A 13,531-nucleotide genomic window follows, 5' to 3' on the forward strand; every position below is an offset into this window, starting at 1 on the left:
CTCCAGATTTCAGGTACACACCAATCCCTGTGGGAGCGAGCCTGCTCGCGATAGCGTCAGCCCAAACACCACAAACCTTCAAACCTCACTCACCGGCACCCGCACCACCAGACTGGTGCCCTCCCCCGGCTCACTCTCCAGCGTCAGCCGCCCGCCCATGATCAGCACCCGTTCGCGCATGCCCACCAGCCCAAACGAAGTCGGCCGACCGGCAGCAGCGACGAATCCTACGCCATCATCGGCGACCGTCAGACACAATTCGTCGCCTTCCAGCGCCAGCGTCAGTTCCACAGTATGCGCCTGGGCATGGCGCATCACATTGGTCAGCGCCTCCTGCAGGATCCGGAACAGGCCAATCGCCTTGGCATCACTGAGCGCCGGCAGATTGTCCGGCACCTGCACCAGGCATGGAATCTGCGTACGCGCCTCGAACCGCCGCGCCTGCCACTCGATTGCCGACGCAATCCCTGCATCGAGAATCGGTGGTCGCAGCGCCGTCGCCACATCACGCACCAATTGAAATAACTGCGCGATCAGGCGCTTCATGCTGTTCAACCGTTCGTTCAGACCGGGATCGAGTTGCGCGTAGGCCAGTTCGCACATCGATGTTTCCAGTTTCAGCACCGTCAACATCTGCCCCAACTCATCGTGAACCTCGCGGGCAATTCGCGCCTTCTCTTCTTCACGCACGCTTTCAAGGTGCGCCGACAGTTCGCGCAGTTGCTCGCGGGAGGCCGCCAGTTCCAGCTCGATACGCTTGCTCTCGCTGATGTCCCAGACGATGCCGTCCCACACGTACGCGCCGTCCTCCAGTTGGCGAGTGATCGCTTTGATCTCGGCCCAGCGCTGCTCGCCCTGACGCGTGAGGATCCGGCCTTGCCATGACCAGTCACTGTCGGTGTCCAGCGCCTGATCCTGAGTGCGGTGATAACTCGCCTTATCTTCGGGATGCACCAGGCTGCGCAGGCCCATGTCGCGATGGGCAATGGTGGCCGGGGCATAACCGACCAGACTTTCGCTGCCCTCGCTGATGTAGGCAAAGTCGATCTGCCCGGTCACCGGTGCCCGCTCCAGACGGAACACCAGCCCCGGCACATTCGCCGCAATGCCTTGCAGACGCGCCTCGCTTTCCTGCAACGCCGCCAGTGCACGGCGGCGCTCGGTGACATCCGTGAGGTAAACCACCAGGTATTCGCTGTCGCGAAAGCGCAGGAAACTCAGCGACACGTCCGCAGGCAAAACACTGCCATCGGCGCGCACGCAACTGGTTTCGAAACTCAGCGGCCCTTCTTCGCTGGCCCGCGCGCGCTTCCACAGATTGAGCCAGCGATCCATGTGCAGTCCCGGCTCGAAGTCGATCAGGGGACGCTCGATCAATCCGCCTGAGGGGTAACCGAGCATGTTTTCCGCCGCACGATTGGCGTAGCGCACATGGCTGTCCCAATTGACCCAGAGGATGCCGACGGTGCTTTGATCGATGGAGAACTGCGTCAACCGCAGCGCTTCTTCGCTGGCTGCGCGCAAGGCGATGTCTTCCCGGGCGGCCAGCAATCGCTGCTCAAGGCTGTGCTGTTGGCGGCGCTGCCAGAGCACGATCGCGACACAACTGAGCAGGATCACCGCAAACAACAGACTGAGGTTCTGCCAGAAGCCGGGCGACTCCGACAGTCGCGGGTATTTCGGTTGCAGCCATTGGTTGTGCAGTTGCTCCAGATCTTTGGCCGGGATCGCGCGCAAAGCACTTTGCACAATGCCGGCCAGCTCCGGCCAATCGCGGCGCGAGCCGACTCGCAGCAGTTGCGGCAGGCCGATATCGCCCACCACCACCAGTTCGGCGAACTCCGGCTCTACCGACAACCGCCCGAGTTGTGCCTCGTCGACCACGGCGTAGGCGGCCTGCTGCGTCAACAGCAACTGCAAGGCTTGACGCTCTAGCGGCACGCCTTGCAGGTTCAGGTGTGGATAGTTACTGCGCAGATAGTCCGCGGTGCTGCTGGGCATGCGCACGGCGACGCGGACCTGGCTGTCGAGTTTCTCCAGATCGACCACGCCACTGGCCTTCTGCTCACTGACCACCAGTTGCGGCACGCGCATGTAGGGATCGGAAAACTGCCACAGACGCAACGCACTCGGGGTTTGACTCAGGCCCGGAGCGATATCGATCTCGCCCTCGCGCACGGCGGTTTCCAGTTGTGCGAGATCCTGAAAGTTACGCCAGCTCAGTTCGACATTGAGCGTCTTGGCCAACAACTTCATCAGTTCGACGTTAGCCCCGGACAGCCGCTGCAAACGCCGGTCGTATTGCGCATACGGTGCTTGCAGGACCAGACCGACGCGCAGTTCATTGTGCTGCGCCAGCCATTGCTGCTGGCCCGCCGACAATTGCGCAACGTGGGCCGGGGGCGCAGGCGCCGCCCAGCCCATCAAGGGAAACCACAAACAGCCGATAACCCACAGGCAGCAAAATCGCTTCATTGAAGTCTCATACACTGACAAATTCTGACCAACCCATTAGGCTGCCGGGATACTTTCTGGCCTGGAATAACCGATGCCCTCTGTTTACCGCCTGGCAATGCCAGCATTGTGCCTGTCGCTGATCCTGCCCTGTGCGTTTTCCGTCAACGCCGCCGACCCCACTCCTGCGGCGGAAAAACCGGCAGAAGAAAAACCGGCCGAACGCCAGCCACTGCTAGAGCGTAGTCAGGAAGAGGCCGCCGCACTGGAACGTAAAGTCCCGGCGCAAGAACAGCAACAATTGCAGGCGGGCAGCGACAGCTTCCTCGCCCTGTGGAAACCGGCCAACACCGCCGAGCCCAAAGGCGCGGTGATCATCATCCCTGGCGCCGGCGAAACCGCTGACTGGCCACAGGCAATCGGCCCATTGCGGCGCAAACTGCCGGATGCACAATGGAGCAGCCTGAGTATCACCCTGCCCGACCTGCAAAGCGACGCCATCGCACCGCGCGTGGTTGAAGCGCCGGTTGCGCCGAAAGCACCGGAGTCGGGTAGCAAGGACTCCACCACCGCGCAGCCAATTGAACAAGCCGCTGGCGGTGAAGCCGAAGTGGCGGATCAAGTGGTCGCCGAAACCACTGAAGAACAATCCAAGGCTGACGCCGAACGCATCTTCGCGCGCATCGACGCCGCGATTGCCTACGCCGAACAGCAGAGCGCACGCAGCATTGTCGTGCTCGGACACGGCACTGGTGCCTATTGGGCCGCGCGATACCTGAGCGAGAAACAAACGGCGCAGGTAGAGAAATTCGTCATGGTCGATGCACAGATGCCAGCCAAGGCCAAACCGCCACTGGCCGAGCTGACGCCAACCCTGAAGCTGCCGACCGCAGATATTTTCTACATGGACAAGCCGCTGGATCGCAACGCCGCGCTGGAGCGCATGCAGGCGAGCAAGCGCTTGAAGACTTCGGCGTTCAGCCAAGTGGCGCTCAGAGCCTTGCCAGACAACAAGGCTGAGCAGGAACAGTTGTTCCGCCGGGTGCGTGGCTGGCTGAATCCGCAGAACACAGACTGACCGACAAACCGCGTCGCTCCCTTCGCGAGCAAGCTCGCTCCCACATTGGATCTGCGTACACAATCCATTGTGGGAGCGAGCCTGCTCGCGAAGAGGCCAGCGCAGACGATACACATCTAACGTTTAGCGAAAATCCCGCCGCTCACGAATCAACGTATAAGCATTGTGCAGCTCCCGGGTTCTATCAGTCGCCTCACGCACCTGCGCTGGCGTCGCCCCCGTTCCGGCAATCTTGTCCGGATGATGACGACTGAGCAGGCGCCGATAGGCCCGCTTGATCTGCGCCGGTTCACTGGACGCCGACACGCCCAATAAACGCATCGCCTCCTGATAGCTCACTGCAGCACTGACGATCGGACGCTTGCCCGGTTCGTAATCACTGGCCAGCGCCTGCACCTGATGCGTTGTCCAGCCCAGCCATTTGCCCCACTGCGCCAACAATTCACGCTCGCTGACGCCGGCACGACCATCGGCCCAGACCATCCGCCAGCACGCACGCAAGACACCCTCGGCCGCATGGGGCTGCGCGCTCAAGCGCCGCAGATAACCGCGCAGATTGTCATTTTCAGACTTGCCACGGTTGAATGCCGCGATGGCGCGGCGCGTTGCCGGCTCACTCATCTCCAGCGCACGCATCTCGTTGCGCGCCTGCTGGATATGCCCGTCGGTAACCCGACCATCACTCTTGGCCAGACGCCCGAGCAACACAAACAACAGTTCGTCGTTGCGCAGCATCGGCCGACCGCCGAGTTTTTCCCGCAAGTGTCCCCAGCTCTGCAAGTGCAGACGCCGATCCAGCGCCTGCCCCAACAATGCCCCAAGCATGGCCCCCGGAATGCTGGCGATTGCAAAACCCGCTCCGGCTCCAATCAGAGTCCCTGGCCACAACATGTCAGCGACTCGCTTCTATCAATGTTTCAGCTTCGGCCAGACGCTCATGCGTACCGACATCGACCCAGTGCCCTTTCAGGCGTTCGCCACTCACTTCGCCAGCCGCCATGGCTTTGCGCAGCAGCGGTGCCAGCTTGAACGCGCCGTCGGTGCAGCCATCGAACAGTTGCGGATGCAGCACAGCGATGCCGCTGTAGGTCAGGGTTGCAGCGTCGGGCTGGCCATCGATCACCTGGCCGTCGGCCAACGTGAAATCACCGTTCGGGTGATGCGTCGGGTTGTCCGCAAGGACCAGATGCGCGAGTCCGTTGATCGGCTGGTGCAGGACGCTGAAGTCATAATCGGTCCAGATATCACCGTTGACCACCAGGAACGCATCATCGCCAAGCATCGGCAGCGCCCGGAAAATCCCGCCGCCGGTTTCCAGTGGCTCGCCTTCGGGCGAGTACTGAATGCTCACACCAAATCGCGAACCGTCACCCAGATAATCCTCGATCTGCTGACCGAGCCAGGCGTGGTTGATCACGATCTCGTTGAATCCTGCGGCCGCGAGGGCGCGCAGGTGATATTCGATCAACGGAACACCGCCGGCACGCACCAGTGGTTTCGGCGTGGTCAGGGTCAGCGGACGCATGCGCTCGCCTTTGCCTGCCGCCAGAATCATTGCCTTCATGCTGTTGCTCCACCCCGCAGGCTGGTGAACAGCGCTTGCAGTTCGGCCAATTCAGGACGACGCGCAATCACCGCTTCTATATAGGAGAAGAAACGTGGCACGTCGGCCAGATAACGCGGCTTGCCGTCACGGTGGCAGATGCGCGCGAAGATGCCGATGACTTTCAAATGACGCTGCACGCCCATCAGATCGCTGGCGCGCAGGAAGTCTTCGAAGTCGGGCTGCACTGGAATGTTCAGCGCCGATGCTTGCTGCCAGTAATTTTCCAGCCAGCCGCGCACGCGCTCTTCAGGCCAACTGAGGAAGGCGTCCTTGAACAGGCAGGTCACGTCGTAGGTCACCGGGCCATAAACCGCATCCTGGAAATCCAGCACGCCGGGATTCGGTTCGCTGAGCATCAGGTTGCGGGGCATGTAGTCGCGGTGTACCAGCACTTTGGGTTGAGCGAGTGCGCTGTCGATCAGCAGATCACTAACCTGCTGCCACTGCTGTTGCTGAGTCGAATCGAATTCGACACCGAGTTCACGCTTCACATACCACTCAGGGAACAGTTCCAGCTCACGGCGCAGCAAGGCAACGTCGTAGCTCGGCAACGGTGCAACCATCGGCAACTGCTGAAAAGCCAGCAGCGCTTGCAAGGCATCGGCGAACAATGCGTCGGCATTTTCGCCATCGATCACGTCGAGATAGGTCTGATTACCCAAGTCATTGAGCAAAAGAAATCCGCGCTCGAGGTCCTCGGCATAAATTTTCGGCACATTTATTCCGGATTTCGCCAGCAAAAAAGCGATATCCACGAACGGTTTGCAGTTTTCCTGGGGGGGCGGCGCGTCCATCACGACGAAGCTGCGCCCCTCGCCTTCCCAGCGGAAGTAACGGCGGAAACTCGCGTCGCTGCTGGCCGCAGTCAACGTGGCCGGGGGCACGGTGCCCCAGCCCTGATCTGCAAACAGGATTGCCAACTGCTCATCGAGCCAAACTTTCAGGTGTTGCAAGCGTACATCTTGGTCAGGCATTGCAAGGGTCTCCGACGGCGCTAGCCGTCAAGCGGGTCATGCTTTATTATCCAGCATCTTTTTCAGACCATCGAGAGGCGTGCGGCCCACACCGCGGGCAGATGGCACGCAGGAAGCCCGGACTAATAAGATGGCATTGAAATCCCCCGCGTTTCGTAAAAAATTTCCGTTGTTGGTAACCGGCAGTCTGCTGGCTATGCAACCTCTGGCCAGTCAATTCGTTGTTGCCGCCGAGCAGTATGACTGCTCCGTCTCGGCTTCGGGTGGTTGGGCCTGTGCGCCCAAATCAACCGCTGCTGCGTTGCCGCCGCGTCCGGTGCATGACGGCAGTGCCGTCAGTGCTACCGGCGAAGCGGCGACCGAGAACGGTTCGGCTGCCGACACAGCGCCAAAAACGGCGCTGGTCACCGAAGCCAAGGGCCGCGGTTTGAAATCCCGTAGCGAAGACTTCAGTCACCTCGACTGGGTTCCGCGCGAGAAGCTCACCGCCGCCCAATTGGCCGAGACCGGGCCTTACTGCTCTGGTGCCTACATCGAACCGATTCGTCCTGGCATGAATGACAAGACGAACAAAAGCGATGCTCCGACCTTTATCGGCGCAAAAGCCTCGCGCTATAACACCGATGATCAAGTCGGTACGCTGGCCGGTGATGTTGTCCTGCGTCAGGGCAGCATGCAGGTCGAATCCGACGAGGCCAGCCTGTATCAGGCCGAGAGCCGCGCCGAACTCAATGGCGATGTACGTATCCGCGACAACGGCGCGCTGATTGTCGGCGACCACGCCGATGTGCAGCTAGACACCGGTGAAGCCAAGGTCGACAACGCCGAATACGTGATGCACAAATCGCGCATCCGCGGTAACGCGCTGTACGCCAAGCGTGCCGAAAACGCGATCATCCGTCTGAAGGACGGCACGTACACCACGTGCGAACCGAACAGCAACGCCTGGCAGCTCAAGGGCAACAACATCACCTTGAACCCGGCCACCGGTTTCGGTACCGCGACCAACGTGACGCTGCGCGTAAAAGACATTCCGATTCTGTACACGCCGTACATCTACTTCCCGATCGACGACCGTCGTCAGTCGGGTTTCCTGCCACCGACCATTGGCAGCGGCAGCGACACCGGCTTCATGCTGGTTACACCTTACTACTTCAACCTGGCACCGAACTACGACGCCACGTTGTACCCGCGTTACATGAGCAAGCGTGGCATGTTGGTGGAGGGTGAGTTCCGTTACCTGACCAAGTCGAGTGAAGGTCAGTTTGGTGCGGCGTATCTGAACGATGACGATACCGAACGCAGCAAGCAGACCGACTACGAAAAAACCCGCTACATGTACAACTGGCAGCACAAGGGTGGTCTCGACTCCCGTGTGCTCACCGAAGTCGACTACACCAAGATCAGCGATCCTTATTACTTCCAGGATCTGCAGACTGACCAGATTGGCGTGAAATCCAGCGACTTCGTGAACCAGCAGGGCGCGGTTACTTATCGTGGCGACAGCTATACCGCTCGCTTGAATGCTCAGCAGTACCAATTGGCTACTGTTTCGAACATCACGCCGTATGGTCGTCTGCCGCAGATCACCTTCAATGGTCAGCTGCCGTATCATCCGGAAGGTTTGAATTTCGATTACGAGACCGAGATTGTGCGGTTTGATCGTGATTTGAAAACTGGCAACTTCATCGATGAAAACGGTAACGCGTCACCGCGTCTGGATACCAACGTTCAAGGCCTGGCCCGTGCCAACGGCGACCGTCTGAATTTGAAGCCGGGTGTCAGCCTGCCGATGAACTGGACCTATGGCTTCTTGAAGCCATCGCTGAAGTATCAGTACACCCAGTATCAGCTGGATCTGGACGGTACCGGTAAGTCGCAGATCGTTGCTCAGCAGAATGCTGCAGCTGCGGCAGGCACCGACTACGTAGGTGGCAAGTTCGGTAGCAATCAGAACCGTGGCGTGCCAATCGCCAGCATCGACAGCGGCCTCTACTTCGACCGCAACACGTCTTTCTTCGGCAAGAACTACCGTCAGACGCTGGAACCGCGACTGTTCTACCTCTACGTGCCCGAGGAGAATCAGGAAGACATTCCTGTATTCGACACCAGCGAGTACACCTTCAACTACTCGTCGCTGTTCCGTGACAACCGCTTCTCCGGCTCCGACCGTGTCGGCGACGAGAACAAACTGTCGCTGGGCGTGACCAGCCGCTGGATCGAAGACGACGGTTTCGAGCGTCAACGCATCAGTGTCGGCCAGGCTCTGTACTTCAAGGATCGCGAAGTTCAACTGCCAGGTATCGATGCCAAAACCCGTGACGACGCGAAATCCAACGTTTCGCCATATGCACTGGAATACGAATACCGCTGGAACCGCGATTGGCGCACCACGGCCGACTACAACTGGGATCCGGACAGCCGCAGCCCACGTTCCGGCAGCGCGATGTTCCACTATCAGCCTGAAGACAACCCGAACAAGGTTATCAACGCCGGCTACCGCTATCGCAATGACCAGGTCCGTTATGACCAAAACACCGGCAAATGGTCGGTGGGTGGTGGTGACTACGGCACTCCGGGCACACCTGGCTACGTGAAGGACTACTACAAGATCCAGCAGCATGACTTCTCGGTTATCTGGCCGATCGTTCCACAGTGGAACGCGATCAGCCGCTGGCAGTATGACTACAACCGTAACCGTACCTTGGAAGCCTTCGGTGGTTTCGAGTACGACAACTGCTGCTGGAAACTGCGCCTGATCAACCGTTACTGGGTTTCCTATGACGAGTTCAGCCAGGAAGCTCCGCAAAACGAAAAAGGCGACCATGGCGTCTTCCTCCAAATTGTTCTGAAGGGACTCGGCGGCCTCACTGGCGCCAAGGTAGAGAGCTTCCTCGACAAAGGCATTCAAGGTTATCGTGAACGTGAAGACCAAGCTTTCTGATTGTCTGCGCCCGCTGATGCTGGGCGCGCTGTTCCTGGGTACTGCGGCGAACGCCGCAGTTCAATCCATCGACAAAGTGGTAGCGATCGTCGACAACGATGTGGTCATGCAGAGCCAACTGGATCAACGCGTCCACGAAGTACAGCAGACCATCGCCAAGCGTGGCGGCGGCTTGCCGCCTCCTGGCGTACTGGATCAACAGGTGCTTGAGCGCCTGATCGTCGAAAACCTGCAACTGCAGATCGGCGAACGCTCCGGCATCCGCATCACCGATGAAGAACTGAACCAGGCGGTCGGCACCATTGCCCAGCGCAATAACATGTCGGTTGAGCAGTTCCGTGCTGCTCTGGCTCGCGACGGCCTGAACTATGACGACGCCCGCGATCAGATCAAACGCGAGATGATCATCAGCCGCGTGCGTCAGCGTCGCGTGGCAGAACGCATTCAGGTTTCCGAGCAGGAAGTGAAGAACTTCCTCGCTTCCGACCTGGGCAAAATGCAACTGTCCGAAGAGCTGCACCTGGCCAACATCCTGATCCCGACGCCGGAAAGCGCCAACTCTGACGCGATTCAGAGTGCTGCCCGTCAGGCCATGGAGGTTTACCAGCAGCTCAAGCAAGGCGCTGACTTCGGCCAGATGGCCGTTGCCAAATCCGGCAGCGACAACGCTCTGGAAGGCGGCGACATGGGCTGGCGTAAAGCCGCGCAACTGCCACCGCCGTTCGACCGCGAGCTGAGCAGCATGGCCGTCGGCGACATCACTCAACCTGCACGCACACCGGGTGGTTTCATCATCCTCAAGCTGCTGGCCAAGCGTGGTGGCGAAGCGCAGATGCGTGACGAAGTGCATGTTCGTCACATTCTGGTGAAGCCAAGCCCGATTCGTGATGAAGCGAAAACCAAAGCGCTGGTTCAATCTTTGTATGAACGCATCGTGGCCGGTGAAGATTTCGCCACTCTGGCGAAAAGCTATTCCGAAGACCCGGGTTCGGCGCTCAACGGCGGCGACCTGAACTGGATCGACCCGAACGCACTGGTACCGGAATTCCGCGAAGTGATGGCCAAGACCCCACAAGGTCAGCTGTCCAAGCCATTCCAGACTCAATATGGCTGGCACGTTCTGGAAGTCCTTGGCCGTCGCGCCACCGACAGCACTGAACAGGCCCGCGAGCAGCAAGCCATGACCGTACTGCGTAACCGCAAATACGACGAAGAGCTGCAAACCTGGCTGCGTCAGATCCGTGACGAAGCGTACGTAGAGATCAAACTCCCTGGTGCAGACCAGGCAGCGCAGTGAAACCCCAGCGTTTCGCGCTGACACCCGGCGAACCAGCCGGCATCGGTCCCGACCTGTGCCTGCTGCTCGCCTCGCAAGCCCAGCCACATCCCCTGATTGCCATCACCAGCCGCGACCTGCTCTCCGAGCGGGCCGCGCAGTTGGGGCTGGCCGTCACTTTGCTGGATGTTGCGCCTGGCATCTGGCCGGATGCTCCTGCACCCGCAGGCAGCCTGTATGTCTGGGACACACCACTCAGCGCTCCCGTGGTTGCCGGGCAACTGGACAAAGCCAACGCCGCATTCGTCCTCGAGACCTTGACCCGCGCCGGCAATGGCTGCCTGAAGGGTGATTTCGCCGGAATGATCACCGCACCTGTGCACAAAGGCGTGATCAACGAGTCCGGCATCGCCTTTTCCGGGCACACGGAATTTCTCGCTGACCTGACCCACACCGCCCAAGTGGTGATGATGCTCGCCACCCGCGGTTTGCGCGTGGCACTGGTCACCACTCACCTGCCCCTGCGCGAGATTGCCGACGCAATCACACCCGAACGGCTGGAGCGCGTGACACGGATCCTGCACAGCGACCTGCAAAATAAATTCGGCATCGCCCGCCCGCGCATCCTGGTTTGCGGACTCAACCCGCACGCCGGTGAAGGCGGACACCTGGGCCATGAAGAAATCGACATCATTGAACCGACATTAGAGCGCCTGCGCGGCGAGGGCATGGACCTTCGTGGCCCGCTGCCTGCCGACACTCTGTTTACCCCCAAATATCTGGAGCACTGCGACGCAGTGCTGGCGATGTACCACGACCAGGGTTTGCCTGTGCTTAAGTACAAAGGCTTCGGCGCTGCCGTCAACGTGACCCTTGGTCTGCCGATCATCCGCACGTCGGTCGATCACGGCACCGCCCTGGATCTGGCCGGCAGCGGCAAGATCGATACCGGCAGCATGCAAGTCGCCCTGGAAACCGCCTACCAGATGGCCGAGACCCGTTTATGACCGAGCAATACCAACACAAGGCGCGCAAACGCTTTGGCCAGAACTTCCTGCACGATGCCGGCGTCATCGACCGCATCCTGCGCTCCATCAGCGCCAAGTCTGAAGATCGCCTGCTGGAAATCGGCCCGGGCCAGGGCGCACTGACCGCCGGCCTGCTCAACTCCGGCGCACAACTCGACGTGGTGGAACTGGACAAGGATCTGATCCCGATCCTCAACCAGCAGTTTGCCGGAAAGAGCAACTTCAACCTGCATCAGGGCGATGCACTGAAGTTCGACTTCAACACGCTCAACGCTGCGCCAAACAGCCTGCGTGTGGTTGGCAACCTGCCGTACAACATCTCCACGCCGCTGATTTTTCACCTGCTGAACAATGCCGGCATCATTCGCGACATGCACTTCATGCTGCAGAAAGAAGTGGTCGAGCGTCTGGCTGCAGGCCCGGGTGGTGGTGACTGGGGTCGTCTGTCGATCATGGTTCAGTACCACTGCCGTGTAGAACATCTGTTCAACGTGGGTCCGGGCGCGTTCAACCCGCCGCCGAAGGTCGACTCGGCCATCGTCCGCTTGGTGCCGCACGCCGTACTGCCGCACCCGGCCAAGGATCACAAGCTGCTGGAGCGCGTGGTGCGCGAAGCGTTCAACCAACGCCGCAAGACCTTGCGCAACACTCTCAAGCAACTGCTCAGCAATGCCGAGATCGAAGCCGCCGGCGTCGATGGCAGCTTGCGTCCGGAGCAACTGGATCTGGCCGCGTTCGTACGTCTGGCCGACCAGCTCGCGGTACAAGTCCCGGCCTCCCCCGCCGCCGACTGATAAACGATGAACGCTATCGGGCAGGACGCCACTCTGGTTTACTGCCCGATACTTGCCTAGACTGAATCCCCATCAGCTACGCCCCGCGTTCCGCTTCGTTTAAGGCCTCTTGCATGTCCGATTCCCGTTACCAGGTCGATGTCAGCGTCGTCACCCGCTATCTGGCAGACCAATCGCAACCCGAGCACGACCGCTTCGCCTTCGCCTACACCATCACTGTGCAGAACAATGGCGCAATCCCTGCCAAGCTACTTTCGCGGCACTGGGTGATCACCGACGGTGATGGTCATGTAGAGGAAGTACGCGGCGCTGGCGTGGTCGGCCAGCAACCGTTGATCGATGCCGGCAAAAGCCACACCTACAGCAGCGGCACAGTGATGACCACCAAGGTCGGCACCATGCAAGGCACTTACCAAATGGTCGCCGACGACGGTAAACATTTCGACGCCATCATCAAGCCGTTCCGCCTCGCCGTGCCCGGGTCTTTGCACTGATGGCGACGTATGCCGTCGGCGACCTGCAGGGCTGCCTCGAACCGCTGAAATGCCTGCTCAAGCAAGTGGCGTTCGACCCACAGCTTGATCGACTGTGGCTGGTCGGTGACCTGGTCAACCGTGGCCCGCAATCACTGGAAACCCTGCGTTTTCTATATCGCATGCGTGAATCGCTGGTCTGCGTGCTCGGTAACCACGACCTGCATTTGCTGGCAGCGGCTAGAAATATCGAGCGCTTGAAGAAGTCCGACACCCTGCGCGAGATTCTCGATGCCCCGGACAGCGCGGAACTGCTGGAGTGGGTACGCCAACAAAAGCTCATGCACTACGACGAGCAGCGCGATGTCGCCATGGTTCACGCTGGCATTCCACCGCAATGGTCGCTGAGCCGCGCAATGAAGTGCGCCGCCGAAGTCGAAACGGCCCTGCGAGACGACAACATGCTGCTCGCCTACCTCGACGGCATGTACGGCAACGATCCGGCGAAATGGGACAACGATCTCAAAGGCGTGACACGCTTGCGCGTCATCACCAACTACTTCACCCGCATGCGCTTCTGCACCGCCGAAGGCAAACTCGACCTCAAGAGCAAGGAAGGCCTCGACACAGCACCCGCCGGATATAAACCGTGGTTTCAGCACAAGGATCGCAAGACTAAAGGCCTGCGCATCATCTTCGGCCACTGGGCGGCACTCGAAGGCAATATCCATGAGCCAGGTATCTCGGCGCTCGACACCGGTTGTGTCTGGGGCGGCAGCCTGACCCTGATGAATGTCGACAGCGGCGAACGGCTGTCGTGCAAATGCGACGAACACGGCGGACTCGCGCCAACTGTCGCACCACTTATCCCCCAAACTTCGCCAGTCAGCGCACCGCGTTAGAC

Annotated in this window: 11 protein-coding genes; 7 read left to right on the forward strand and 4 right to left on the reverse strand. The window is 60.1% G+C overall.

All coding sequences use genetic code 11. The features are described from left to right. Positions 1-78: 78 nt before the first annotated feature. Positions 79-2,475: a PAS domain-containing sensor histidine kinase gene (locus J0G10_RS27985; RefSeq protein ID WP_095050320.1), complete on the reverse strand. Its 2,397-nt coding sequence runs from the start codon at positions 2,473-2,475 to the stop codon at positions 79-81. A 73-nt stretch (positions 2,476-2,548) separates the two neighbouring features. Between J0G10_RS27985 and J0G10_RS27990 the strand changes: the two genes are divergently transcribed. Then, entirely contained in the window at positions 2,549-3,532 is a 984-nt protein-coding gene (locus J0G10_RS27990) for an alpha/beta hydrolase family protein (RefSeq protein ID WP_095050319.1), read from the forward strand. A 123-nt stretch (positions 3,533-3,655) separates the two neighbouring features. Here the strand turns inward: J0G10_RS27990 and J0G10_RS27995 are convergent, their stop codons facing one another. From J0G10_RS27995 to J0G10_RS28005, 3 genes are read right to left on the reverse strand one after another with little or no spacing between them, the layout of a single operon-like run. Next, entirely contained in the window at positions 3,656-4,423 is a 768-nt protein-coding gene (locus J0G10_RS27995; protein WP_093441918.1) for a TerB family tellurite resistance protein, read from the reverse strand. 1 nt (position 4,424) lies between these two features. Beyond that, entirely contained in the window at positions 4,425-5,096 is a 672-nt protein-coding gene (gene murU / locus J0G10_RS28000; RefSeq protein ID WP_095050318.1) for an N-acetylmuramate alpha-1-phosphate uridylyltransferase MurU, read from the reverse strand. Further along, positions 5,093-6,112 (reverse strand): aminoglycoside phosphotransferase family protein, encoded by a 1,020-nt coding sequence (locus J0G10_RS28005; protein ID WP_220557074.1) that lies wholly within the window; start codon positions 6,110-6,112, stop codon positions 5,093-5,095. The genes murU and J0G10_RS28005 overlap by 4 nt, the downstream gene beginning before the upstream one ends. Positions 6,113-6,242: 130 nt before the next feature. Here J0G10_RS28005 and J0G10_RS28010 point away from each other — a divergent pair, with 130 nt between their 5' ends. From J0G10_RS28010 to J0G10_RS28035, 6 genes are all read left to right on the forward strand, one after another. Then, a complete protein-coding gene (locus J0G10_RS28010; RefSeq protein ID WP_095126217.1) occupies positions 6,243-9,056 on the forward strand; it encodes an LPS-assembly protein LptD in 2,814 nt (937 codons plus the stop codon). Beyond that, positions 9,037-10,353: a peptidylprolyl isomerase SurA gene (gene surA / locus J0G10_RS28015; protein ID WP_405122766.1), complete on the forward strand. Its 1,317-nt coding sequence runs from the start codon at positions 9,037-9,039 to the stop codon at positions 10,351-10,353. Before J0G10_RS28010 ends, surA begins: the two co-directional genes overlap by 20 nt. After that, positions 10,350-11,339, forward strand: a complete 990-nt coding sequence (gene pdxA, locus J0G10_RS28020; protein ID WP_220557076.1) for a 4-hydroxythreonine-4-phosphate dehydrogenase PdxA — start codon at positions 10,350-10,352, stop codon at positions 11,337-11,339. Before surA ends, pdxA begins: the two co-directional genes overlap by 4 nt. Beyond that, a complete protein-coding gene (rsmA, locus tag J0G10_RS28025; RefSeq protein WP_095122616.1) occupies positions 11,336-12,154 on the forward strand; it encodes a 16S rRNA (adenine(1518)-N(6)/adenine(1519)-N(6))-dimethyltransferase RsmA in 819 nt (272 codons plus the stop codon). The genes pdxA and rsmA overlap by 4 nt, the downstream gene beginning before the upstream one ends. Positions 12,155-12,267: 113 nt before the next feature. Further along, positions 12,268-12,648 carry a Co2+/Mg2+ efflux protein ApaG gene (gene apaG / locus J0G10_RS28030; protein ID WP_095050313.1) on the forward strand — a complete coding sequence of 127 codons (381 nt, stop codon included), beginning with the start codon at positions 12,268-12,270 and terminating at the stop codon, positions 12,646-12,648. Next, on the forward strand, positions 12,648-13,529 hold the full coding sequence (locus J0G10_RS28035) for a symmetrical bis(5'-nucleosyl)-tetraphosphatase (RefSeq protein ID WP_220557077.1): 882 nt from the start codon (positions 12,648-12,650) through the stop codon (positions 13,527-13,529). Before apaG ends, J0G10_RS28035 begins: the two co-directional genes overlap by 1 nt. Positions 13,530-13,531 lie beyond the last annotated feature (2 nt).

This window comes from Pseudomonas germanica, from assembly GCF_019614655.1.
GTDB lineage: Bacteria > Pseudomonadota > Gammaproteobacteria > Pseudomonadales > Pseudomonadaceae > Aquipseudomonas > Aquipseudomonas neuropathica.

Coding starts and splice junctions, on each gene's coding strand:
- J0G10_RS27985 (WP_095050320.1), bottom strand. CDS start 2,475: ATGAAGCGATTTTGCTGCCTGTGGGTTATCGGCTGTTTGTGGTTTCCC.
- J0G10_RS27990 (WP_095050319.1), top strand. CDS start 2,549: ATGCCCTCTGTTTACCGCCTGGCAATGCCAGCATTGTGCCTGTCGCTG.
- J0G10_RS27995 (WP_093441918.1), bottom strand. CDS start 4,423: ATGTTGTGGCCAGGGACTCTGATTGGAGCCGGAGCGGGTTTTGCAATC.
- murU (WP_095050318.1), bottom strand. CDS start 5,096: ATGAAGGCAATGATTCTGGCGGCAGGCAAAGGCGAGCGCATGCGTCCG.
- J0G10_RS28005 (WP_220557074.1), bottom strand. CDS start 6,112: ATGCCTGACCAAGATGTACGCTTGCAACACCTGAAAGTTTGGCTCGAT.
- J0G10_RS28010 (WP_095126217.1), top strand. CDS start 6,243: ATGGCATTGAAATCCCCCGCGTTTCGTAAAAAATTTCCGTTGTTGGTA.
- rsmA (WP_095122616.1), top strand. CDS start 11,336: ATGACCGAGCAATACCAACACAAGGCGCGCAAACGCTTTGGCCAGAAC.
- apaG (WP_095050313.1), top strand. CDS start 12,268: ATGTCCGATTCCCGTTACCAGGTCGATGTCAGCGTCGTCACCCGCTAT.
- J0G10_RS28035 (WP_220557077.1), top strand. CDS start 12,648: ATGGCGACGTATGCCGTCGGCGACCTGCAGGGCTGCCTCGAACCGCTG.